The 25,324-nt window shown below is 31.0% G+C and carries 24 protein-coding genes; 6 read left to right on the top strand and 18 right to left on the bottom strand.

The genetic code is table 11. The features are described from left to right. Positions 1-85 precede the first annotated feature (85 nt). Complete coding sequence (locus tag G9F70_RS10955; RefSeq protein WP_164947309.1) at positions 86-1,021, top strand: gamma-glutamylcyclotransferase; 936 nt, start codon at positions 86-88, stop codon at positions 1,019-1,021. A gap of 94 nt (positions 1,022-1,115) precedes the next feature. Here the strand turns inward: G9F70_RS10955 and G9F70_RS10950 are convergent, their stop codons facing one another. The 3 genes from G9F70_RS10950 to G9F70_RS10940 are packed head-to-tail and all read right to left on the bottom strand — an operon-like array spanning position 1,116 to position 3,700. Further along, a complete protein-coding gene (locus tag G9F70_RS10950; protein ID WP_187353016.1) occupies positions 1,116-2,075 on the bottom strand; it encodes an ABC transporter substrate-binding protein in 960 nt (319 codons plus the stop codon). A gap of 13 nt (positions 2,076-2,088) precedes the next feature. Then, entirely contained in the window at positions 2,089-2,844 is a 756-nt protein-coding gene (locus G9F70_RS10945) for an ABC transporter ATP-binding protein (protein WP_164947307.1), read from the bottom strand. Continuing rightward, positions 2,807-3,700, bottom strand: a complete 894-nt coding sequence (locus tag G9F70_RS10940; protein ID WP_164947306.1) for an ABC transporter permease — start codon at positions 3,698-3,700, stop codon at positions 2,807-2,809. Before G9F70_RS10940 ends, G9F70_RS10945 begins: the two co-directional genes overlap by 38 nt. A gap of 496 nt (positions 3,701-4,196) precedes the next feature. On the opposite strand from G9F70_RS10940, the gene G9F70_RS10935 reads away from it, so the two are divergent. Continuing rightward, positions 4,197-5,567, top strand: coding sequence for an ISNCY family transposase (locus G9F70_RS10935; protein WP_164948111.1), 1,371 nt, complete (start codon positions 4,197-4,199; stop codon positions 5,565-5,567). 505 nt (positions 5,568-6,072) lie between these two features. Here G9F70_RS10935 and G9F70_RS10930 read toward each other — a convergent pair. The 5 genes from G9F70_RS10930 to G9F70_RS10910 form a co-directional block, all read right to left on the bottom strand. Further along, positions 6,073-7,974, bottom strand: coding sequence for an FtsX-like permease family protein (locus tag G9F70_RS10930; RefSeq protein ID WP_164946208.1), 1,902 nt, complete (start codon positions 7,972-7,974; stop codon positions 6,073-6,075). Next, on the bottom strand, positions 7,961-8,734 hold the full coding sequence (locus G9F70_RS10925; protein WP_164946209.1) for an ABC transporter ATP-binding protein: 774 nt from the start codon (positions 8,732-8,734) through the stop codon (positions 7,961-7,963). The genes G9F70_RS10930 and G9F70_RS10925 overlap by 14 nt, the downstream gene beginning before the upstream one ends. A gap of 112 nt (positions 8,735-8,846) precedes the next feature. Beyond that, positions 8,847-9,866, bottom strand: coding sequence for a sensor histidine kinase (locus G9F70_RS10920; protein ID WP_164946210.1), 1,020 nt, complete (start codon positions 9,864-9,866; stop codon positions 8,847-8,849). Further along, positions 9,863-10,537 (bottom strand): response regulator transcription factor, encoded by a 675-nt coding sequence (locus G9F70_RS10915; protein ID WP_164946211.1) that lies wholly within the window; start codon positions 10,535-10,537, stop codon positions 9,863-9,865. The genes G9F70_RS10920 and G9F70_RS10915 overlap by 4 nt, the downstream gene beginning before the upstream one ends. A 691-nt stretch (positions 10,538-11,228) precedes the next feature. Continuing rightward, positions 11,229-11,762 (bottom strand): GNAT family N-acetyltransferase, encoded by a 534-nt coding sequence (locus G9F70_RS10910; RefSeq protein WP_164946212.1) that lies wholly within the window; start codon positions 11,760-11,762, stop codon positions 11,229-11,231. A gap of 338 nt (positions 11,763-12,100) precedes the next feature. On the opposite strand from G9F70_RS10910, the gene G9F70_RS10905 reads away from it, so the two are divergent. The 3 genes from G9F70_RS10905 (at position 12,101) to G9F70_RS10895 (ending at position 14,287) form a co-directional block, all read left to right on the top strand. Next, positions 12,101-13,048 (top strand): hypothetical protein, encoded by a 948-nt coding sequence (locus G9F70_RS10905; protein ID WP_164946213.1) that lies wholly within the window; start codon positions 12,101-12,103, stop codon positions 13,046-13,048. A 52-nt stretch (positions 13,049-13,100) separates the two neighbouring features. Next, on the top strand, positions 13,101-13,544 hold the full coding sequence (locus tag G9F70_RS10900; protein WP_224617517.1) for a VanW family protein: 444 nt from the start codon (positions 13,101-13,103) through the stop codon (positions 13,542-13,544). Between the two features lie 128 nt (positions 13,545-13,672). Further along, positions 13,673-14,287: a superoxide dismutase gene (locus G9F70_RS10895; RefSeq protein WP_164946215.1), complete on the top strand. Its 615-nt coding sequence runs from the start codon at positions 13,673-13,675 to the stop codon at positions 14,285-14,287. A 148-nt stretch (positions 14,288-14,435) separates the two neighbouring features. Here the strand turns inward: G9F70_RS10895 and G9F70_RS10890 are convergent, their stop codons facing one another. From G9F70_RS10890 to G9F70_RS10855, 8 genes are all read right to left on the bottom strand, one after another. Then, complete coding sequence (locus G9F70_RS10890; protein WP_164946216.1) at positions 14,436-15,044, bottom strand: 4Fe-4S binding protein; 609 nt, start codon at positions 15,042-15,044, stop codon at positions 14,436-14,438. A gap of 752 nt (positions 15,045-15,796) precedes the next feature. Next, positions 15,797-17,128, bottom strand: a complete 1,332-nt coding sequence (locus tag G9F70_RS10885) for an FAD-dependent oxidoreductase (protein ID WP_164946217.1) — start codon at positions 17,126-17,128, stop codon at positions 15,797-15,799. 420 nt (positions 17,129-17,548) lie between these two features. Next, positions 17,549-17,950, bottom strand: coding sequence for a hypothetical protein (locus G9F70_RS10880; protein WP_164946218.1), 402 nt, complete (start codon positions 17,948-17,950; stop codon positions 17,549-17,551). Positions 17,951-17,969: 19 nt separating this feature from the next. Further along, the gene (locus G9F70_RS10875; RefSeq protein ID WP_164946219.1) at positions 17,970-18,626 is read right to left on the bottom strand and encodes a YdjY domain-containing protein; all 657 of its coding nucleotides are present in this window, start codon (positions 18,624-18,626) and stop codon (positions 17,970-17,972) included. Positions 18,627-18,648: 22 nt separating this feature from the next. Next, complete coding sequence (locus G9F70_RS10870) at positions 18,649-19,401, bottom strand: TVP38/TMEM64 family protein (protein WP_164946220.1); 753 nt, start codon at positions 19,399-19,401, stop codon at positions 18,649-18,651. A 32-nt stretch (positions 19,402-19,433) separates the two neighbouring features. Further along, the gene (locus G9F70_RS10865; RefSeq protein ID WP_164946221.1) at positions 19,434-20,093 is read right to left on the bottom strand and encodes an ABC transporter ATP-binding protein; all 660 of its coding nucleotides are present in this window, start codon (positions 20,091-20,093) and stop codon (positions 19,434-19,436) included. Further along, positions 20,093-21,307 (bottom strand): ABC transporter permease, encoded by a 1,215-nt coding sequence (locus G9F70_RS10860; RefSeq protein WP_164946222.1) that lies wholly within the window; start codon positions 21,305-21,307, stop codon positions 20,093-20,095. Before G9F70_RS10860 ends, G9F70_RS10865 begins: the two co-directional genes overlap by 1 nt. 6 nt (positions 21,308-21,313) lie before the next feature. Continuing rightward, positions 21,314-21,715: a DUF4418 family protein gene (locus G9F70_RS10855; RefSeq protein WP_164946223.1), complete on the bottom strand. Its 402-nt coding sequence runs from the start codon at positions 21,713-21,715 to the stop codon at positions 21,314-21,316. Between the two features lie 437 nt (positions 21,716-22,152). Here G9F70_RS10855 and G9F70_RS10850 point away from each other — a divergent pair, with 437 nt between their 5' ends. Further along, positions 22,153-23,562: a PLP-dependent aminotransferase family protein gene (locus tag G9F70_RS10850; RefSeq protein WP_164946224.1), complete on the top strand. Its 1,410-nt coding sequence runs from the start codon at positions 22,153-22,155 to the stop codon at positions 23,560-23,562. An 80-nt stretch (positions 23,563-23,642) separates the two neighbouring features. Here G9F70_RS10850 and G9F70_RS10845 read toward each other — a convergent pair whose 3' ends face one another. Next, entirely contained in the window at positions 23,643-24,653 is a 1,011-nt protein-coding gene (locus tag G9F70_RS10845) for a phosphotransferase (RefSeq protein ID WP_164946225.1), read from the bottom strand. Beyond that, entirely contained in the window at positions 24,631-25,317 is a 687-nt protein-coding gene (locus G9F70_RS10840; RefSeq protein WP_224617515.1) for a TIGR04282 family arsenosugar biosynthesis glycosyltransferase, read from the bottom strand. The genes G9F70_RS10845 and G9F70_RS10840 overlap by 23 nt, the downstream gene beginning before the upstream one ends. Positions 25,318-25,324: the final 7 nt, after the last annotated feature.

The following is a 25,324-nucleotide window of genomic DNA, read 5'->3' as shown; positions in this document are numbered from 1 at the left end:
GAGACTTTTCTAACAATTTAGTTATTTAAAGTGTTATACTTTTATTAGCACATTAGAAAATATTAATTTATGGAGGGATACTATTATGGTAGATAAATTACAAACCCCAGAAGAAAATATCCAATATGAAGGTAATAACCTAATAAGGCTTTTTGTTTATGGTACGCTTATGAAAGGAAATAGCCATCATGATGAATTCTTATCAGGGGCGAGATTTGCAGGGCATTTTATAGCTGACGGTTTTCAATTATATGATTTCGGTAATTATCCGCTAATAATTCAAAATGAAATTGATAAAGTTCGCGGAGAGATGTATATTGTCGATAGTAACATATTAGACAAAATAGATATATCTGAAGTTAAAGGAAATTTATTTTCAAGAAAACTAATTAGAGTTATTAATGATAATGATGAGGTTCAAGAAGCTTATGTCTATGTGTATAATAAAGATGTTTCAAAGAATGTTAAGGTTAGTCCAGGCAACCCACCTAGGGAAGCGGTAAAAAGAAACGATTTTGTCTGGTATGCAAGCTATGGATCTAACTTAATTTATGAAAGATTGATAAGTTATATTAAAGGTGGAAAGTGTAAATTTAATGGAGTGAATTATGAGGGTTGTAGGAATAAATCACTGCCAAAGGATACTAGACCAGTAACTATTCCTTATAAAATGTATTATGGTAATGAAAGCTCTCCTTGGGGAAGTGGTGGAATTTCATTTTTAGATACTCAGAGTAGGGGGCAATCTTTAGGTAGAATGTACCTTGTTACTGAAGAACAGTTTGAAGATATTTCAAAGCAAGAGGGAAGTGACGAAAATTGGTATAATCAGAGTCTTTCCTTAGGAGAGTACAATGGTGTTGAAATTGTTACTATTACTAATAAAAATACAAGACCATCTCACAACCCTTCTGATAATTATCTTGAAGTAGTCAGAAGGGGGATAAAGGAAACATACCCTGAAATGAGTGATTTTGAGGTAATGAAGTATTTAGTTGAATGCGGAATCGAAAAGAGATAGCCTGTGGCTATCTCTTTTCCTTTTGAATTGAAATACCAATACTATTACATTATAATAAAAAATACATTGCAAGGGCTTAAGGAAGATTTTGTTTTTATTTGTTATCTATATATTTAATATTTTGATTTTCTGGCATAGATATATTCAATGCTTTTAGTGTATTTTTATTTATGTACACTTCTGTTTCTGCTGAAATTTTAAGTGGCATATTAGATATATCCTTCCCCCTTAGTACATCAACTGCCATGTTTCCTGCTTCATATCCTAGCTTATAATAATTAATTCCTACAGTAGCTAATGCTCCAGATTCCACTGAGCCTTTTTCAGATGCTATAACAGGTATTTTTGCCTCCAATGTGTTTTTTGCTATTATAGGCATGGATGACACTATTAACTGATCAGTTGGTGCATATAAAACATCTATTTTCGTAAGTAAGCTATTTATGGCACTATTAACCTCATTAGTATTTGTTACTCCAGAGGTAATAACTTCATATCCTTTAGCTGCCTTTTTTAGTTCGTTTACTTGTACTTCCGAATTCACTTCACTTGTATTATATAAAACTCCTATTCTTTTGACACTCGGCATCAATTGCTTTATTAACGCTAATTGTTTTTCCACTGGCAAATAATCTGAAGTACCTGAAACATTGGTTCCCGGCTTATTTAAAGATTTTACTATTCCAGCTTGCACAGGGTCCGTAACAGCCGTAATTATTATGGGAATTTTTTTTGTAGCATTATATGCCCCCTGTGCTGAAGGAGTAGCGATAGCATAAATTAAATCCTTCTTTTGCGCTGCAAACTTTTTGCCAATAATTTGAGCTGTAGTTATATCTCCTTGAGCATTTTGATAATCAATCTTTATATTGTCCCCGTCCTTATAACCCTTCTCCTCTAATGCTTTTATAAAGCCCTCGCGGCTTTGATCTAGTGCAGTATATTCTACTATTTGACTTATACCTATATTTATAACTTTCTTCTTCTTATCCACCTTTGCACATCCCGTTAACATACATGTAATTATTACTGCGATAGCTACTATTTTTTTCATAATACTCTCTCCTTTATATTGCATATTCAAATTTTTTTAATATATTTTCTATTGTTAATTTTTTCTTCTCAGCTTGGTTTAAATCTAAAATAACTTCACCCTTGTGTAGCATTATTAGTCGGGTGCCATACTGGAGTGCATCCTTTAAATTATGAGTTATCATTATTGTAGTAATATTTTTTTCTTTTACAATCTTTTGAGTTAACTCCATTATCTCCTTAGATGTCTTCGGATCTAAGGCTGCAGTATGTTCATCTAGTAGCAATAACTTAGGAGTAGATAAACCTGCCATTATTAATGATAATGCTTGCCGTTGCCCCCCGGATAAATACTTTACCTCCACATCCAAAAGTTTTTTTAGATCTAGTGATACTCCATTTAAAAGCTCTTCCAATTCCTTAGTTTTATATCTAAGGCAATTTTTCAAATTAATTAATTTCCCCTTATTCAAAGCCAGAGATAAGTTTTCTCTAACGGTCATAGTTGGACATGTCCCTAAGGAGGGATTTTGAAAAACTCTACTTATATTTTCTGTTCTTTTATGTTCAGGCATTTTAGTTAAATCATTTCCTTCAAGAAAAATGTTACCTGAGGTTTCTTTAACTAATCCAGAAATTATGTTTAATAATGTGGACTTACCTGTTCCATTGCTACCAATTATTATTATAAATTCCCCTTGTTTAACATCTAAATTAATGTGCTTAAATAACACATTTTCACCTAAATATGAATTATAAAAACTTTTTGATAAATTTTGTATTTTTAACATTTAGTAGCCTCCTTACAGTTTTAGTTGTTCCACTTTTGTTTCTAGCGCCAATTGTTATAAATAAAATTATTACAAAAGATGTGACCATTTTTAAATCCATAGGTGTAAGTCCGATATTCATAGCTAAATATATGGTGATTTGGTAAATTAGAGTTCCTATAATCACACTACTTGTCTGTCTTATGAACTTTCCACTTTTAATAATAGATGCTCCAATGATTATAGAAGCAATACCTAAAACTAATGTACCTATACCCATAGATATATCTGAAAACCCTTGATATTGAGCCATCATACTTCCAGAAAAAGCTACAAGGCCATTAGATATCATAAGCCCAAATATCTTTATTTTTCCTATTTCTACTCCCAGTGATTTAATCATTTGTGGGTTATCCCCCACTCCTTTTAATGCATATCCCAATCCCGTTTTTAAAAACATATCAATGATAATTTTAAATATTACAACAAAAATTAAAGCTACAATTAAAGGGTTAAAATCGAAAAATATATTTGTATCACTAAAAATAGGAATATTTGCTTTCCCCATAATCCGTAAATTTACAGAATATAAAATTCCCATTACTAAAATACCTGAAAGTAAATTTGATATCTTAAATTTAACATGCAGTATTCCTGTGAGTAACCCCGCTATACATCCCGCAACTAGAGCAAGCACTGAACCTAAAATAGGAGAAATTCCACTTTTTAAGGTTACAGCTATTATTGCTGCTCCCAAGGAAAAACTTCCATCAACTGATAAATCAGGGAAGTCTAAAATTTTATAACTTATATACACCCCCAATACCATAATTGATAAAATTAAACTTTGTACTAGTACTCCTGCTACAACTTCCATAAAAAAAACCTCCTTTTTAAAATTTAGGTAAGATATTTAAAATACAAAAAAGTCACATGGAAATCCATGTGACTTAGGATAATAATCAAAAAAGCCACATAGATAATCTATGTGGCTTTTTTCATATTACTAATGAAAAACTTACAATCATAGCCAACATAGATACAAATCATTTGATGCAAGCATCAATGGACCTGTACCTATGCTTAATTTGCAGGTACAAATCCTATCTAAATTGGCTAGTAAAGACAAATTGTATTTTTTGATTTAATAAGTTTTTCATAATTAATCTCCCCTTAAAAAAATATTATATTTATAATACCACTACTTTTCTAAATAATCAAGCTTATTTTTCCTTGAAGGAGAAATAATTATGATCCGTTTATGATAATGTCTTACTATACCACATTTGATTATGTCCCAAATATGAAAACATTGTATAATAAACCTCATGACTAGAAATGAGGTGCTGATAATAAGAAAGGTGAATTTAACTATGGAAGAAATGGATAAGTACTCTACTATAAAAAAATTAATAGAAACAGATGCCAATAAAAAGCGAGCAGCTATTGCTCTCAATTGTTCGGTTAGGCATATTAACAGAATGATTAAGGGGTATAAAGAAAGTGGAAAGGAATTCTTTATTCATGGTAATCGAGGGCGAAAGCCCGCACATGCTCTTGATGCTAATACCAAGCAGTTAATCCTAGATTTATATTGCACCAAATACCCTGAAGCTAATATTACCCATTTTTGCGAATTGCTAAAAAAGCACGAGAATATAACGGTTTCTACTAGCACCATTCGTTCTATCCTTATGCAAGATTTCATCCTGTCCCCTAAGGCGAAGCGTGCTACAAGAAAAAGGATTAAGGCTGAATTAAAAGAACTGCAAAAAGCAACTAATTCTATAAAAGAAATTGCTAAAATTCAAAGTTCCATAATTGCTGCCGAGGATGCACATCCTAGACGTCCAAGATGTGCTTATGCAGGCGAAATGCTTCAAATGGATGCTTCGGTACATCTTTGGTTCGGTAACGATAAAAGTCAGTTGCATATCGCAGTAGATGATGCTACTGGTGCTATTGTGGGTGCTTATTTCGATCCGCAAGAAACTTTAAATGGGTACTATCATGTACTACACCAAGTACTTACTAACTATGGTATTCCCTACATGTTATTCACTGATAGGCGTACGGTCTTTGAATATAAACAAAAAAATTCCCCTTCAGTTGAAGAGGACACATTTACACAATTTAGCTATGCATGCAAACAATTAGGTATTGAAATTAAAACCAGTAGTGTTCCACAAGCCAAGGGACGCGTAGAAAGAATGTTTCAGACGTTACAATCACGCCTCCCCTTGGAAATGCGGATAAGTGGTATAAACACAATTGAGCAAGCAAACGAATTCTTAAACTCCTACATAAAAGAATTCAATGCTCAGTTTGCATTACCTGTTGATAATATCAAATCTGTCTTTGAAATGCAACCAGATATTGAAAAAATCAACTTAACTCTTGCCGTATTGACCAGTAGGAAGGTGGATAACGGAAGTTGTATCAAATTTAAAAAGAATTATTATTTGCCTGTTGATTGCAATGGATATCCTGTACATTATCGCAAAGGAACAGTTGGAACGGTAATTCAATCATTTAATGGCGAGATTTTCTTGTGTGTAGATGAGAAAGTTTATGCGCTAGATTTATTACCTGGACATGAACTCTCCTCCAAAAACTTTGATTTAGCAGTTCCCAATACCCAACCTAGCAAACGCTACATACCACCAATGAATCACCCTTGGAAACAAGATTCGTTTGAGCGGTATCTAAAGAAACAGGCTCACCGGAACAATAATGTAGCATAGAAACACTAAAAATCTGTTCATTTTAGATCTTTGAAAAAGACAATCTTCAAAGGTTTATTAAGTGAACCCAAAATATACTTTGATAATAGATTAAGAAACTGACCAATGGAAGTCATAAATAATAAAATCAAATTAATAAAAAGAAATGGATTCTCATCCATTAGCTACGCTAATATAAATAGAAGGATTCATACACATTTTCAAAAATGACCTTTAAGCTTTAATGGACCCCCAATTATAAGCCTACGGCTAAAAGATATTTAGAAAAGATTTTAGGAAAATTTCAAAGTAATTAAATAATCTTATAGCCACTTTGTGCAACATTCATTAAGTAACCCAAATTAATAAAAGCACCAGAAAAACTGGTGCTAATGTTTTAAATATTTGAGGACATTTTCAAAAATGCTTGACAGCTTATTTTTCCTTGAAGGAGAAATAATACATCCTAAGGTGTATATTGACCTTCTACTTTTACCACTACATCATTTTCAATATAGCTGAAATATTAATATGAGCTACTTACAATTTTAATATAGGATTTTAAGGTTACTAAATAATATATACTATAAAGCACTGCATAAACCAAAATTATAATAATAAGTTCTTTAGTAATATCAAATCCCATCATTTTCCCAATTGGAATTGAGGCGGCAAAAGTATTTATCGTTGCCAGAGCGAAGGGTACTCCAAATAAAATCATGAGTTCCTTTGAAACTGCCTTTGTTATTTCAGCTTTACTAACCCCTATTTTTCTAAGGATTATAAATTTATTTTTATCCTCCGTAGCTTCCATGGACATTTTAAAATATATAATGCTTCCTGTAGCTGTAAGAAATACTAATCCAATAAATAAACCAACGAAGGCCATCATACCCGATAACTTTATACCATCCGTAAAATGTTCATAGAAGGTTAAAAGCTTATTTTCAGAGAGGATTTTACTTTTAAGATCTTTAATAAAATTTTGTGAAAGGAAATCATTATTAAGTATATATCCAGTTATTTTATAGGTATTCTCTTTAGAAATTGTACTCTTCATTTTAGAGTATACACTGTCCTTCACAATAAACGTTGGTTTAGAGTCATCAAGTGCTATAAAGTATTTCATACCAGTATCGGTTATCTTTAGATTATATTCACTACCATCCCCCATTAATTTAACCTCTTTACCAATCACGTTTTTATTATCCATGGCTATTTGAAAGAAATAGCATTCTTTATCATTTTTCAAATTTATTTTTATGTCCGATTTTTCATGACTATTAATTTCATTAAATTTGCTTTCGTTTAAAACTAAAAATGTATTATTTCCAAGTAGGTAATCTTTAGATTTTACCCGAAGAAGCTCCATAGTGTCCTTATATGCAACGGAAATCCCTTTGTGATTTTTAATAGTATCATCAAATATTTTATCTGTATTATTAGTACCATTTGCATATTCTATAGAAAATGGCCTCATATTTCTTGAGTTTTTTTCCACGTTACTAAATAGTCCAAAGCAGAAAATCATGGCACAAAGGGCTACTGTAGTTGTAACCGCTATAACACTTAGGGTACCTACATTACCTTTATATCTATAGTAAAGTTGTGAAATATGTATGAGCTTTGTTCCTTTAAAGAGACTTTTTTCATTCTTTTTACTAATATATATAATTAAAGAAGTAAAGCTTGTAAAAAATAATATAGTACCTATAACAACTAACAATACTACTAAGGGCGCTATAAAAATATTAGAATCAATCTTTCTAATAGACAAATAATATCCATAGCCTAAAAAAACTATAGAAAGTATTCCAATTATCAGTGTTAGAAATGATACTTTTAAACCTTTTTCAGCTTTTTTTGATGAATTAAAAAGATCTATAAGGTTATCCCTGTATATAAGGATAGAACCGTGAATACTAATTATTATAAACATAACCCCAAATACTATAGAGCAAAATTTTAAAGCTTCTAAACTAATCTGAAAAGGCACATCACCTGTAGCCTGTATCATTACATATAATAGCATTACAAAAAATTTATTGAAAATTAGTCCTAGAGCAATTCCGCTGCAAAAGGCACCAAATATAGTTATCAGGTTTTCAATAAAGTTTAATGTTACGGTCTGTTTTTTAGACATACCTAGTAACATATATGTCGCAAATTCTTTTTTCCTTGACTTTATAAGGAAAGAATTAGAATACCATATAAAAAATGCTGAGAAAACTGCAATCATGTAGGCAGCTATTATAAATATAATCATAACGCTTTTCATCTCTCCTAGTTGTGCTTTTACATCACTATTATTTACAATAGACATAAAAAGATATAATGAAAAAACACTGAAAGTGGAACTTAGAAAAAATGCCCAGTAATTTTTGAAGTTTTTCTTTATATTGCGTGTAGCCATACTAATTAAGGTCATCTGTATCCCCTCCTATGACTGAAAGAATTTTTAATATATTTTGATAGAAATCCTTTCTTGATTTATCACCTTTATAAATTTCATTAAAAAGTTTACCATCTTTAATAAAAATAATTCGCGTGCAATAAGATGCTGCAAAGGCATCATGAGTAACCATAAGAATTGTAGCCTTATTTTTATCATTTAAATTCTCAAGGCAGCCAAGTAGTTCTTTGGAAGATTTGGAATCTAAAGCGCCTGTAGGTTCATCTGCCAGCACCATAGAGGGACTCGTAATCATTGCTCTTGCAGCAGCTGCTCTTTGCTTTTGTCCTCCTGATACCTCATAAGGATATTTACCTAATATATCACTAATACCAAGCTTAATACTTATTTCTTGTACCCTTGTTTTTATAGTATTATAAGGAGTTTTTGAGAGAGCCAAGGGCAGTACAATATTTTCCTTTAGAGTCATAGTATCAAGCAAATTAAAGTCTTGGAAAATAAATCCTAGTTTCTCTCTTCTAAATTTAGACAAATTAGGCTCTTTTAGCTTGGTTATGTCATTACCATGGATTAAAACACTTCCTGAGGTTGGTTTATCAATAGTTGATATCACATTTAAAAAGGTTGTTTTTCCTGAACCCGAGGGTCCCATTATTGCTACAAATTCACCATTTTCTACTTTTAAATTTATATCATCAAGTGCTGTATATTTTACACTGCCAAATTTTGATCCATAAACTTTCCTTAGATTTTCTATCTTTAATACTTCGTTCATTATAAATAATACCCCCGTTAACATTAATTATTTTGAATATGTTTTACACTCTTAGTATACAAAAAAGCAAAATATACCGCCATTGTCTCGGCTTACATTTTGCTCTTTCACCTTACATTTTTGTAACCTCATAATAATTATTCCATTTTAAAAAATGAATAATTACTTTAGTGCCCTTACCATATTCTGACTCTAGGGTAATATAGTGACCAAGTTTTTTAGCAATCTTTTGTGAAAGGTATAGTCCCATTCCACTGGATTTTGTGTTTTCGTTTCTTCCATTAAAACCTGTAAAAGACTTTTTAAACAATCTATTTATATCTTCACTTTTAATACCTATTCCAGTATCTTCTATTATTAATAAAACTTCTTTTGTAGCTTCAATATGTTTAAATATTATGCTTCCACCATCACTGGTATATTTTAATGAGTTTGATAAGAGCTGATCAATTATGAAAAGCAACCACTTTTTATCCGTATCTATAATAAGATTTTCAGAAACTTTATTTATCAATTTAATATGTTTTTTTATAAATATAATTGAATGTTTTTTAATACTTTCTTTAATTAATTTGTTGATATTTACTTCTGAAAGAATATAATCCTCAGAAAAATTATTACTTCTTGAATAATAAAGTACCTTTTCAACATAATCCTCAATCTTTTCAAGCTCTTCTTTTAAGGAGGTCGAGGCCACGCCGCCGCTCTCAAGCAATAGCTTTGATGTAGTAATTGGAGTTTTGATTTCATGAACCCAGGCAGTCATAAACTCTGCATTTTCTTTGAAATCTATTTCCATGCCTCTTGTAACTTTCAAGAAATCTTCATAAAGCATCTGAATTATTTCAGCATATATTTCATCTTTATAATCTATTGGCATAGGCAGAATAGGAGTTTTATCTTCTGAAGCTTTAACCAGTAAAAGCTTTTTGATATGCTGAGACTTTGCATAATAATCTATACTAATATAAATTATTAACATGAAAAAAGAAACAAATATAATATAAAGAACATTAGAAGTAAGTACGCGGGTTTTTCTGTCAAAACATATAGTTAATAAAATAAAAGCCATGAGCAGAATATAAAATACTAAGAGTTTAAGATTTTCCTTTAAATATTTAATAAAACTCATTTAATAACATACCCTTGATTTATAATAGTCTTAATAAAATCTATAAGGCCAATTTCCTTTAGCTTTTTTCTCAGCCTGTTTATATTAACTGTTAGCGTATTGTCGTCGATGAAGTTTTCATCCTGCCAAAGCTCTTGCATTATATCCTCGCGGCTTACTATGGTTTCATGTTTTTTCATTAATACATATAATATTTTAAATTCATTTTTAGTTAGTTCAATTGATTTTTCGCCTACGTAAAGAGTGTTATCCCTTAATGATAACACAACCCCTTTATAATCAAGGGTATCCATACTTGTATCTCCATAGGAATAGGTTCTACGTAAAATCGCATTTATTTTTGCCATAAGTATATCCATGGAAAAAGGTTTTGTAATGTAATCATCCGCGCCCATATTCACTGCCATAATAACATCCATATTTGTACTTCTAGAAGATAAAAAGATGACGGGCACCTTAGAAACACTTCTAATCTTATTACACCAATAAAAACCATCAAAAGCAGGCAGATTTACATCCATTAGAACAAGCTGTGGATTTATCTGCACAAATTCTTCAAATACATTATTGAAGTTATTAATGACGTAGGCTTCAAAACCCCATTTTCCAAGGGATTCTTTTATTATATCTCTAATTTTCTCTTCATCTTCAATTACCAATATTTTATACATAATATCCTCCCTAAGTGGTTTTACAAATTATCATCCATAGTCCTATTAGCTCCTTATAATATAACATATTCTATTGGCAAAATTAAATCTAAGAATCTAATTTTATCTGACATAATTAGTATAACACACCCACTCTTCTTGAAACTCAAATAATTCCTTCGGTAACCCTATCATATTTCTGGGCTATCAATAAATGTTTGTTTCTTGACTTTGACCTCTCATTTTTTTGTTATTACAATGAGATGCTTATCCTTATTAATCTACTTAACTCCCATGTCCATAACATTTACTATAAGCAAGTGGGATGCAGCAAAAATCAGCTAACCCATTAATTTTCCTAATGGATTAGCTGATTTCTCTGTATCAGCAAAACTATTGTCAAAAATAGTTTGGGTTATACAACGTCGAATATAAACATCAGATAGATTAAAAATATGATTTGACTGGATGAGATGAAAATTATTAATAATTATAATGATGGAGTTTCTGAAATTATTTCTTTAATTAAGTGGTCATATTGCAAAGAAGTTCGTAAAACTGAGGCAAAAAATATCAGGCTGCTTTAGGAGTGATCCAGGTGGTAGCTTATTCTGTAGAATAAGGAGTTATATTTCTACCTTATTTCTAACTTTTTTTACGGTGGAAGTTACTTTTTCAATTCACCATAATACACGATTTTAAAATATTTTTATTATACTACTGAACGATTTTCATAATCATTATCCAATAAGTCTTCGTTTTTTTCTGTAATATATTCCTTGCATAGCAAGGCCCTAATGTATCCCCTGTCATTAGTGGTGGATTCTATATAAAAACCTCTTCCATAATAAAATCTAATAAGTGAAAACATTCTGGATGCAGTATGAAGATATAAAGATGTAATCCCGAGTTCTTTCATTGAGTTGTCAATTGCATTCATTAATATTTTCCCGATACCGTTATTTTGATGTGAGGCTGAAACGCCAAATCTACTTAAATAAGCAGTTCCATCAGGCTTGATTTCAATTCTCACACTGCCAATAACCTCTTCGTTATATAGAGCTACAAAAACTTCAGTAGTTTCTATAGCCTTTTTTACTTCCTCATAAGTTTCATTAAGAGGTGCAATAAGTTCTGTAATTGATGCATTTGCAGTATACATCTTAAAAGATTCTCCTGCGAGTATTCGTATTTCTTCAATGTCGCTAGTAAAAGCTTTTCTAACTTCAAAAGACATTTTTTCCATGGATCTACCTCCCCCATATCACATTATTTCTGTGAGTAATTATATATAATTTTCAATCAAAAAACAACATATTTTTCGTTAAGAACATGTTAAAACTTTTTTTTAGAAATCTCTATATAAATCTATAACCTCTTCTGTGGTTAAGTCTTTTGTAAGAGCTCCATAACGGGTTGATAATATCCCAAAATTTATTTGTACTAAAAGATGATTGTTATGGCATATTTTACTATAATCAAAGAATTGTTTCAATATGCATTATTTGGTAGTAAAATGTATATTATTACAGTAGGTTTTAAAAAAAGCCTATTACACTACAGAATACGAGGGGGAAAATTAAAATGCACAAAAGGTTTTTAAAAGGCTTGTTATTTATATTATTTTTTGTTCTTTTTACAAAACAAAATGTACAAGCTGCTGAAATAAGGGATATGCAGATTGTAGACAAAAATCATGTTTGGACTATTAATTTAGATAAACCAATTTACCATGAAAACGTAACTATATGGAATGTAAATGACAATACCATAGTACGTACTCCGACAATTAAAATTGGTGAGGATAAAAAGTCAATTGTTATTGAACCACCTAAGGATGGATATGACGAAGGCAGTCTATATAATATTGAAATTGACTCATTAATATATCCACAACAAGAGAAACCTTCAAGTGAAAAAATTCAATATAAATTTATTGTAAAAAACCCTGCCGCAAATGAATACGAAGCAGTTGAATCAAAGCCAGGAGCAACTTATACATTTTCGGATATGGATAAGCTATTAGCTAGCACCCAATCAAAAGGATGGAATGTAAGCACTATAAAGTATGATAACAACGATGAAGGGACATTAATTGAAACGCAGAAAGATCTTTTAAAATCCTTAATAGTTCCACTAAAATTAAATGGATATTTTAAAGTATATGTAGGTTATGCATCAGGAACTAGCGGGTTTAAAAGAACAAATGTAAAGCTGTACATAGGAATATGTGCTAATGTAAGTGGTAGTGACTTAACAAAAGAAGAAGAAAAATATCTTCAAGCAGGATATGAAATACCAAAAAGAACATCTTTGGCTTTAAATCACTATTTATTAAGAGCTAGAGAAGTATACAAAGCTGGTGCAGAAGGGGTATTTTTATTTAATACTTCTAGTGCAATACTTATCGATAATAATTCTCCCGAAATTTCTAAGTTATTAAGCGATAAAGTCGCATTAGAAAAATGGTATAATTTTTCTTATGAACAACCTATGAAGAGAAAAAATATCAATATAATTGAGAAAAAATAATAGCAAACAAAAGCTGTATTGGAATTTTTCAATACAGCTTTTATTTCTTCATATGAAGACGTACTTATTGGACATCATGTCTATCGTAACCCTTGTAAATGGAAATATTAATTCTAAGGATATAGCTTCTGGTGGAGAAGTATGCCAAGTTTCAACTACTCTTTATAATGCTATATTAAGGGCTAACATCTCTTCTATGGAAAGGTACAAGCATTCTTTACATTCTAGCTGTATTGGTGTAGATATGGATGCTACAATTGCTTACGGCATTCTGGATTATAGATTTAAGAATACGCATTCCTATCCTATGTATATAGAAGCTATAACACAAAACAAAAATGTAACATTTAATGTTTACTCAAATTCAAGTCTTAACAATAAAAAATATGAAATTGTTAATGAAGTTGTAGGCAAGAATGTAAAAGTATATAGAACTACCTATAAAAATAGTAAGTTACTATCAAAAGATTTACTTTATACAGATAGCCTTACATAAAATTTTCTATTATTATAACAATAAGATAATTAATAAAAGTCTTATTGATTATCATTGTCACTTGACAACTAATATCATTTGAGTTATTATAATACCATAATAAACTTTACTATTAGGAGGAATTAATTATGAAATTTGAATTACCAAAACTATCTTATGAATACAGTTCACTTGAACCTTATATAGATGCTCAAACAATGGAAATACATCACAGTAAACATCACCAGGCTTATGTAAATAACTTAAATGCAGCTTTAGATAAACATCCAGAGCTTTATGATAAAGGCTTAGAATGGTTATTAAAAAATTTAGAGGAGATTCCATCTGATATACGAATGGCTGTTAGAAATAATGGAGGAGGGCACCTTAATCACAGTATGTTTTGGAATGTTATGTCACCAGGTAAAATGGGCACACCAAAATCAGAACTAAGCAAAGCTATTGATGAAAAATTTGGAAGCTTCCAAGTATTTAAAGATGATTTTGCAAAAGCAGCAACAACTAGATTCGGAAGTGGTTGGGCCTTTCTTGTAATAAATAAAAACAAAGAACTTGAAGTTATTTCAACACCAAACCAAGATAATCCAATTAGTGAAGGATTTATACCTATCTTAGGATTAGATGTTTGGGAACATGCATATTATTTGAAATTCCAAAACAGACGTCCTGACTATATTTCTGAGTGGTGGAACGTAGTTAATTGGGACTATGTATCAGAACTATATCTAAATGCTATAAAATAAAAATAAAAAGCAAGGTTGTGAGTTATTAAATCTAACACAACCCTGCTTTTTATTTTGTCTCTATAATCTTTTAAACATTGTAACCAATGGAGATCCGTTTATGGTCTAAATTGAGATTTCTACCAATTAGTCTATTCTTTAGCTTGACTTAACGCATCCTTAACTGCACTAATAATTCCTTCACTGCTACACTAGCGTCTGAAGTTGCTATATCCTCATATTTTTGAGGCGTGTTATTTATACTAGAACTTACAAAAGTACTAGTTTGTTTTGTTAATTTACTTTGAGCTAATGCCGCTGCTCCTAAATTGTTAAGGTTATAAAGTCCTACCATAGCAACTATTGCTACAGAACTAGCCAGTTCAGGATTTACATTTTCACCAAAAACATTTAACTGAGTATTATTCCTAGGGCATGCTTCGATACACTTTAAACAGTTAATACAATCTCCACCACGTATACTTTCAACTTTATAAAGCGATAGTGCCATTGAACAATTATTTGTACACAATCTACACTTTCCACATCTATCAGTGGGCTTTTTAATTTTTAATATACCTATTCTAGAAAATATATTAAAAACAGCTCCTAAGGGGCATAAATACCTACAGAAAAATCTTTCTATAAAGAAAGCTCCTATTGTTATTAGAACTAATAGTATAAATCCAATAGTATAATCAGATAGCACCTGGTTGAAATTCGTTATTTGCGCAAAAGCATCCCAAGGACTAGTCGTTTCTAGAACTTTACTTCCCATACTCCGTACAAGAACTACAACTGAAACTCCCACACATAAATGAATGGGGTTCTTGAATACTAAATAACTTCTTTTATACTCTCATTTATAATAAAAACTATAAATTACAACATATAAAAACTAATTATTTTCTTCAAGAATTTCACTATCAAGCATCACAATTGACACATTAACGATAGTATATGGCTCGTTTTAAAACCTAAGTATATTATATCGTACTAAAATAACCATGTCTAATGGTATATTTTAGTAGTGCTATCCATCCCACACCTGAAAGAGTGGGCTTTCCGCACAAATTCTTGTAATATTAGTCTAAATATTTGTATTTTCTTTATCTTTTTTTTCATTTTTACATCTCCTCCCAAATACTGTTTTACATGCAAATTCATGATTAACAAGTGTAAAGTTTTCTCTTATTCCCTTAATATACAAACATCAATTTATTTAGTTTCTATATTTTAATTATATCTACTGTAAATGTCAGTGAAGTGTCAACCTAATGTTTATTTTGTGTGTTTTTTATAAATTTTTAAAGTACCACTAAAGCAACTAGGGCCTAAAAAATATCAAAACAAAAGTGGTGGTGGCTTAATTATAACTGGCATTACTTATCTTGAAAATGGCAATGACCTGCTGGACGCACAAGAAAGACCTAGATTAATTTATATTAACCTAGGTCTAAGTTTTATCTTATTAATTGAACTTTTCTAATATCCTCAATAAAGGATTTTCGCTAATTAAATTTTCATGTTCTATAATGCTTTAAGTGCCACTGTGTTTAATAAACTCCATGGTTTATTGAAGTGTGGCTGGAAGAAGAAATCTGTCATTGCCAATTCTTCTATGGTCATATTGTTTTGTATTACCACAGATAAAGTATTCATATGCTGAGTCAAGTCCTCCTCAGATATTATTTGTCCTCCAAGTATTCTCCTTGTATTTTTTTCATATACGAGCTTTAACATAGCTTCACTAAAGGTTGGCATAAACTCTGGTCTATTATTCTCATTTATAGTTACGCAGCCTATATCCATAGATGTAGTATGTTTTGCTACCTCCTCAGTAAGACCAGTAGACGCAATGCACTTGTCATATATCTTTATTCCTGAGGTTCCTTGGGTACCCATATACTTAAGAGTTGGCTCAACTAAATTTTTAGCTACAAGAGTCCCCATTCTAACTGCATTTGTTGCTAGTGGTATATATCTCTTATCCCTTGCTGGGTTATATTCTACCACACAACAATCCCCTGCTGCATATACTCCCTCAGCACTAGTTCTCATATACTCATCTATTATTATTGCTCCATTTGGAAGAGCGTCTAATTTATCCTTAACAATCATTGTATTTGGTACAAATCCTATACAAAGTACAACTAAATCTGCTTCTATAGTGTTTTTATCAGTAACTACTTTAGCTATTTTTCCATCTTCTCCTTCAAATTTTTGAACCTTTTCCCCTAATATTAGGTTTATTCCGTGGCCCTTAAATTCTCCTTCTGCTATATCTGTAAACTCTTTATCAAGGTACTTACTCATTATTCTATCTTCTGCATCAATTAAAGTTACATTCTTACCCTTTATTTCAAAAGCTTCAGCTAGTTCCACTCCTATATATCCTGCACCTATAATTACTACATTCTTAGCTTCATTAGATTTTTCTATAATTGTCTTAGCATGATCATAGTTCTTGCAAAGTAATATATTTTCAAGGTTCTTACCTTCAAAATTAGGAACTATTGGCCATGATCCTAAGGTAAGAACTATTTTATCGTATTTTTCCTTTACTATCTCATTATTTTTTAAGTTCTTAGCTGTAATAGTTTTCCCTTCTATATCTATATCCGTTACATCATAACTCATTCTCATATTTATTCCATTTTTTCTCAAGTTTTCTACGGAATTATAAAATAATTTTTCTGGTTCATTAACTATACCTGAAACGCTTAAAGCTATACCACAGGAAAGAAAGGATACATTATCATTCCTTTCATAGACAGTGATTTCACTATCTGGATAAAGCTCCCTTGCGTTTACTACAACTGCTGTGCCTGCATGGGTACATCCTACAACCGCAATTTTCATATATATTGGCCTCCCTTAATTTTTAATTTTTCACAAAAGACAAACTTTGTTAAATTATTATCTTTCTTTAATAATATTATTTATCACTTGATATTGATTACTTATAATATAACCCTATTTTCCTATTTTTTCAATATTGATTTTAGCCTCTATACTCAAATAAGATTTACTATACCCATGTTTGCTTTAATACTAACAAAATTTCGCAAAAATTCGATGATAATAAAAAAATAACACCCTTATCAATCCGGTGTTATTTGCAAATATCTAATATTAAAGATTTTTATAGAAAAAACAATAAAATACTTCCCAGTGAAAACTTTTTAGATAACGTGTACCTCCAACCATTCACCAATATAGTGTAACAATGACAATGGCTCAAAATTTAGTTTTATACACTTAATTTTAAGCCAGTCAATTTTATTTATATTTTTTTTGTTTTGATTTGTCAAAAATAATTATTAGCACAAGACCTAAGATTATAATAATAAGTAATACCAAATTGATTGCTGAAAATTGAATTTTATTTATATGAATTCCTTCCCGAATAATTGAAGCAGGTACTGTCTTTAATCTCTGGAAACCATAAAGTACCATGGCATAAATTGTACAAATAAGCAAATTAGCAGTGGTAAATACACCACTTAGTTTGAGTTGTTTTCTTCTTGGAATTAAGCTTAAAATTACAGATAAAAGGATGAAGGTTACAAAGAATATGTAACCTATATTTATCCGCATTTCAAGCCATTCACTTTTAAAACTGGTAATTGCAATTACCAGTGCCCATAAAAAACTATTATAAATAATATTTAAATATTTCATATAACACCGTAAGTTTCAATTATTTAGCAAGACGAAAAGTAACTGTTACTACTTTCCCATCTTCTGGTAACACGTCTTCATCGCCATAGAATTTAACAACGTTGTTTTGTGTAGTTCCAGTTGGATATGCTGCATCACTTGTAATACCTGTTGCACAGCTATCTAAACAAAGTACACATCCAGTATTGTTTTTCTTAGCACTTTCAAGGTTTCCAGCAAAACGTAAATCCATTGGTTTTTCTACGCTTGCTTTGATAATATCCGCAAAGGGAATTTCTTTATCTTGTCCTTCCCAAGTTACTACGGCGTTTAACTTGTCTCCATTAACAGCTACTCCTTTATCTGCGGCTGCTTTCATATCTGCTGCTTTTAAATTATTTCCAGGTTTAGCTCCGATATCAAGTAATGCTTGGTGGAATTCTTTTTCATCTGCCAGACCACGAAGAACTGATTTTTCGCCATTTGATCCTTTTGCAAAAACAATACCATGACGAGTTGCTTCTTTAAAATACTTACCATTTACTTCACAAAGCATTTTTATCTCCTTTGCCTCTTTGTTAACTACTAACACTTTCGCCTCAGTTTTTGATGCTTTTGGTGCTGCTTTACTACAAGCTGCAAGTGAGAATATAAGTGTTGTTGCTAATAAAACGGTTAATACTTTTTTCATTGTCATAATTATTCAATCTCCTCTTAATTTATATTTTTTTTATTAAACATCTGTAAAATAGATTATTTACAGTTGATTTTTTCTTTTGTTTTTCTACATAAATTTGCCTAAACAATATAACTAATGCAGATAGTGCAAATAAACATAATAAGCCTGTTACAAACAATTTTGCTCCTCCAGTTAACATACTTCCTACATAGGAGTAAATAATTGTTGCAGGTAATTGCCCTATACCCGTTGCAATAAAGAATGAACCAAATGACATAGAAGTTAAACCTGCTGCATAACTTACAATATCAAAAGAAATAAAGGGTAATAATCTGGCTATCAAAATACTTATTTTACCATGCTTTATAAAAAATTTATCAATTTGTTCTAGTCCTGTTTTGCTTGTCAATTTGATTACAACATCTCGCCCTAAAACCCTAGCAATATAAAAACAAACTACTGCTCCTGCCATGGCACTAGTCCATGAAAGAAGTGCTCCTTGCCACCAACCAAATAGGTTTGCATTAGCAAAGGTAATTAAGAATGCAGGTAGTGGTGCGGCTATAGATTGGAATATCATTAATAAAAAAGAAATAACTGCCGCATAAGCTCCATAGGATGCTACAAATGCACTAACAAGTGTAAAATCTCCACTTGCAAACATTTTAAAGATGGTATTAAATGATTCCTTTACAGCTGGGACAAATAAATAACTTAAAACTAAAATTAAAAGTAATAGGATTATTATAATTTTACTAACCCTACCCTTTTTCTTATTAGGTGTGTTTTCCATTTTTTCGCTCCTTAATCTAATATTATAGTCTTTTATTTTAAAATCCCTTTTTCCATTTCATAGGTTTTTTGTGTGTAATCTAAAAGCCCAATATTATGTGTACTTATTAAAATTGTTGTTCCTTTAGAGCTAGTTTCTTTAAAGAATTTCATAATCATTTTTGAGTTTTCAGGATCTAAATTACTTGTAGGCTCGTCTGCTATAATTATTTTGGGATTATTTATTAATCCTCGTATAATAGAAACTCTTCTTAATTCACCGCCTGAAAGCCTGGCTGGATATTCCTCCTCCATTCCTTTCAGTCCCACCTCCTCTAAGAGTTCCATTGCCCTAGCTTTCACTGTTTTTTTTCTAGTTGATAAATATGCAGGCATGCATATATTATCTAGAATTGTAAAGTTCGATAATAAATTTTGTCCCTGCAATACATATCCTATTTTTTCATTTCTTAGAAGGGCTAATTCATTTTTACTTTTTCCGAAAATTTCACTTCCATCAATGAAAACCTCCCCTGATGTAGGTTTAAGTAACCCTGCTACCATATTAAGCAAAGTGCTTTTTCCACAACCAGAGGGACCCACTATACATGCAAACTCCCCCTCTGAAATTGATAAATTCACATCATTAACTGCTAAGAATATTTCATCTTTTCTTTTATATTTTTTGCTTAGGTTTTTTATTTCTAAAATCATTATTCATTCTCCCTTATGAGCGCATAAGGCTCTTCTTTACTTATTTTATAGGCAGAATAAAAAGAAGCTACAAAACCTGTTAGCACAGATACCAGCATGCATTTACTAGATACCAATAATACCTCTGTAAAGCTCATTTCGAAATATGGAATTCCAAAACTCATACCAATGAAATTTCGAAATAACAATAGTAATCCTTCTGATACCAAAACCCCAAGGACTCCTCCAATGATACTAATAATCAATGCTTCAATTATTATCATAGAAAAAATTTGTCTGCCATTGGCACCTAAGGTATATAGAATTCCAAATTCTCGTTTTCTTTCATTAATAGTAATAGTAAAAATACTGATTAAGGCCATAGCCGTAGCTATAAATAATATTACAATTAGTACGCTACTATAAGATGTAAACTTTTTCAATTCTGTAGCTATTCCACTAAAGAGACTATTTGCTGTATGTACTGCAATATCATCATCATTATATACATGTTGAATTTCAACAGCTAATTTATCAGGAGAATACCCTTCATCTGCGTCTATGGCTATCATGGATATTAAATTTTCGCTATTATCTAATTTTAAGTTATTATTGGCACTCTTAGAATTTGCAAGCTCAAAGACAGTGTCGAAACTCATAAATACAGAATTATCATATCCCATTGAAGTTTTTGAAAGCTTTGCAGCAACCTGAAATTCCGTATTATAAAAAGTAACTTTTTCCCCTACTTTCGCAATAACATCATGACCAACCACAACTTGTCCTTTTTTTAATTCTAGGTCTCCTTGAGTTTTTAACCAAGGCTCTATAAGAAAATCAGTTTCTGGATCAATAGCAATTAATTGTACTGCTGCCTCACAACAAGCTGCTTCCAAAGTAGCTAAATACAGCTGTGGTGAAATCTTATTTACCCCTTTTACTCCTTTTAACTTATTTACCCACTGACGATCAAAATAAATTGTGCAAGGTTTTCCCATAAATAATGACTCCTGTAGCTCTTTCGAATTCTTATTTGGAACAACAATGACCTCAGCGCCCATTCTTTCGGTTGTATTTATAATTCCTCTTTCCATATTCATCATTAACATAGTACTAAAAAATAATGCAAACGTCTGCAAAAAAACAAAGAATATCATAAATCCATTACGAAAGGCTCTATGCTTTATATTCTGCAGGGAGATGGAGAATATATTTAATCCTTTTTGTTTTTTCATTTTATTTTAATTCCTCTTAATTCGTTTAAATAAGGATATACAATTAAAAATGGAAGCAGCTGTGGTAAGCCCTCCAATAATATAAATACATGGAAAAGTCATGCTTTGACACATCATCGTTTTTTTCATACAACCACCAATAAGAACACTTGGAATTAAAATAGCCATAACTCCCAAAGCAGTAGTCATTATACAAATACCAAACTGAATTTCCTCTGATTTAAAAGATAGTATAGTAATTCCTGCTACTATAAGCATAATGCCAATTGAAATTTCTGCCTGTGCAGACCACCAGCATTTCATGATTTTTTCCCCTTTAGGGCAAACTGCAAATAATGTATGGGGGCCTATCGCAAGTAACGCCCCTATAATAATAAAAGAAATACCGTATATTACACTCTTTTTCATTTTTTCTCCTTTATACTTTCATATTTGTTAAAGATTAACGCAGAAATAGTCTATCAATGTTCTTTATAGTTGTCCAATAGATATTTCCTATGTTTATAGCTATATCTATAGATAAATCTAATGATCATTTTCCTAGTCTGGCATTACTCTCACTTTACAATTTGTTCATAATCCTCGGAGATTTTTATAAAAGAATCGAATTTTTTATATTCACATTGTTACTCGCCAGCATTCTCGTGGAAACATCTATTATCTATATAAGTATCAACACTATTTATGATGCATTTTGTTGATGTTATAGCTATTTCTGATACATTTTACTGATGCTATAGTTTTTTCCTATATATAAATATTTATTTTGACATGAACTAACATAATAAGTTAAATTATTGGTGTATCAAGTAAATGTATTACTTAATTTAAAAGGATGTGACCCCATGTTTGTTTTAAACAATAAAATAGATATTCCACTATATATTCAGATATATGGACAATTTAAAGAAAGGATTTTAAGTGGTAACTTAAAATGTGGGAGTAAGCTTCCGTCAACTAGGAAACTATGCACTGACTTATGCATAAGTCGGAATACTGTAGATACAGCTTACCACCAATTATATTCCGAAGGATATGTAATCAGTAAACCTCGGAATGGCTACTATGTTCAAAATTTAGATTTTTCATCTATTCCTGTTACAAGGGAGAGGTTCTATACTAGACCTGCCCTAACTGATAATATAGACAACTCAATTCAATATGATTTTAAATATGGGAAACTGAGTGAAGGAGAGCTACCTATACGCGAATGGCAAAGACTAACAAATAAGTGTCTAAGAGAGTCTAAATCTGAAATGACAAGTTATGGACCGACTTTTGGAGAACCTGGCCTACGTGAAGAAATATTAAAATATCTTCATTATCACCGTGGTGTAAAATGTACTAGTGATCAGATTTTTATTGGAGCGGGTGTTCATTATTGTTTAGGTATGCTCTGCCAACTTATAAGAGATACTACTGATACAATTGCAATGGAGGAACCAGGATATCATATAACTCGTTCTACACTTAGAAATAATGGTTTTAATGTGAATCCTATCTCCTTAGACTCATCTGGCATAAACGTGAAGGAATTAAGTTTAACAAAGGCTAAAGCAGTTTACGTTACTCCATCACATCAATACCCATTAGGAATTATAATGCCTATTTCTAGAAGGCTTGAACTCATAGAATGGGCGATTCAGAATAATTCAATAATTATTGAGGATGATTACAGCTGCCATCTTAGATATAACACGAAGCCAATACAATCCCTTCAATCTCTTTGTAGTGATAAAGTTGTATACATTGGAAGTTTTTCAAAATTTTTATTCCCTACATTACGTTTATCATATATGGTTGTTCCTGCACCTATGATGGATAAGTTTCGTAGCATGTTCAATGGCTACCCTTCTTCGGTTCCATTTATTATCCAAAAAACTCTAGAGCTCTTTATGCAACAGGGTCATTGGGAACGTTATGTTAGAAAAAGTAATCAAGTGCAAAAGAAAAAGCATGATACATTAGTTGAAACTCTAAAGAAAGAATTTACAGATAAAATTTCCATTTTTGGTATGAATGCCGGCCTTCACCTTTTAGTGCAGGTAAAATGGACTATGTCAGAAGATGAACTCATTGAGAGAGCCTATAGAGTAGGTGTGAAAGTGTATCCTGCCTCGAAATTTTGGAAACATCCTAATAAGAATTTAGCTGGCGCTGTTGTCTTAGGCTTTGGTGGAATTGAATTAAATCAGATTGCTCCAGCTATTAAACTTCTACATAAAGCATGGCTTAGTAATTGCAATGAATATTAAATTAAATATATGAAGAAATCCTATGAGAATACAAGTAGATTTTTTTTATAAATCTACTTATATTCTCATAGTAAATTTACTTAAGCTATGAAATACTTCTCTAATAAACCTCTCATAAAATCTAAATCTAGATACTGTTTAATTTTATTATATGTATCCATATTTTTAATTTCCTTATCTTCCTTTTGATACTCTAGATATGCATATGCACACCAAGATAAGGCTCTTAAATAAAGAAATGGAGTATATAACTCTACTCGCTCCCTTATATTGTTATCCTTATCCTTTAACCCATTGACGTATGCTCTAAAAAATTCTTCTTTTTCCTCTCTGTCTAGTATGTAATCTGTTTTCCATAGGGTAGTAGTAGGTGCTAAAAATTGAGTCAAATCCTGGCAAGGGTCACTTATCACCGGTTTCTCCCAGTCTATAAGGTAGGATTTTTCTCTCCCTATTATAAAATTACTAGAATTGACTTCTGTATTATTAACAACATGCCACTTATTTTCCAAAAAATATTTTTCTACATACTTGTTTTTTTCAGCCCACTGAACAAATACATAAAAAAACTCTTTGAGTTGTAACGGTATTTTAGGAGAGTGAAAAAAATCCTTTAAAAGCCTTTGCGATTCATTTATTCTTTCGGTAAATATTTTCTCTTCTATGATTAAATTTTTAAAATTATTTTTTGTTATATCTATAGAATGTATTTTTGAGAATATTTCTGCTGCAGAATTTAAGTCCTTATGATATTCTAAAGGTTTTCCCTCTAAGAACTCCATTATTAGCACACCATAGTTCAGCTCTTTTTTCGTATCATCTACATAATAAACCTTTGGTGTTACCCCACTTACCTCTAGTCTTCTTAGCGCTTCATATTCATATCTTATTTGATTTCCTGAAGCAATTTGGCTGCCAGTATTTACTCTAAAAACATATTTTTTATTACAACCCTCAACTGTAAAATTAATATTATATTCTCCCTGAGCTAGGAATTTCACCTTACAATTCTCCCCCAGATTCAGTTCTCTATTTAATTTATTATATTTTATATACTCATAAATTTTATTATTTAACATATCTTTTAACATTAATGCCACCTCCCCATCTATTCTGTATAAAGTTTACTGTATTAATAGGCAAAGTCTTGACCTTAAATTCTTCTTTTTGTATTCTTTTCATAAAATCCTCAATATCCTCTTTTTCATCTATATCACTAAGCTTCGCTACCAGACCTACCTTCAGTCCTAAATTATTAGCTATTGACACAGTAGCTTCAAATACAGACTTATATCCCCATTTTAAATTACTACTAAAGATATCCCTACACCTTTTCTTCATACCAACTAAATAATAACCACCATCATTAGTAGGTCCAATGCAAATATCCTTATCCTCCAATTCTTCATAAGCTTTTTTGATATCTTCAGACTGAAGAGATGGTATATCTGACCCAATTAATATCACCTTTGAATATCCTTTATTCAAAAGTTTTTGAATTGAATTATCCATTCTCTCTCCTATGTCATATCCCTTTTGTGGAAAACTGTCTATAAAGCTTGGAATAATATCAGCCATTAGATAAAGAGAATTTTCTGGAGTATAGGTAACATATATATCTGCTATTTGTCTAAGTTCACTAACCATTTTAAACAAATCCAAAAGAAAGCATCTATGTATTTCTGCGCATTCTTCCCCTGTAAGTACCTTCATCAATCGTGTCTTTGTCATACCTGCAATTGGGGTTCTAGTCATAAGTATA

This window comes from Clostridium sp. FP1 (assembly GCF_011065975.2).
Taxonomy (GTDB): Bacteria; Bacillota; Clostridia; order Clostridiales; family Clostridiaceae; genus Clostridium_AD; species Clostridium_AD tagluense.
Note: the sequence above shows the minus strand (reverse complement) of the source record. Positions and strands in the feature narration are given on the sequence as shown.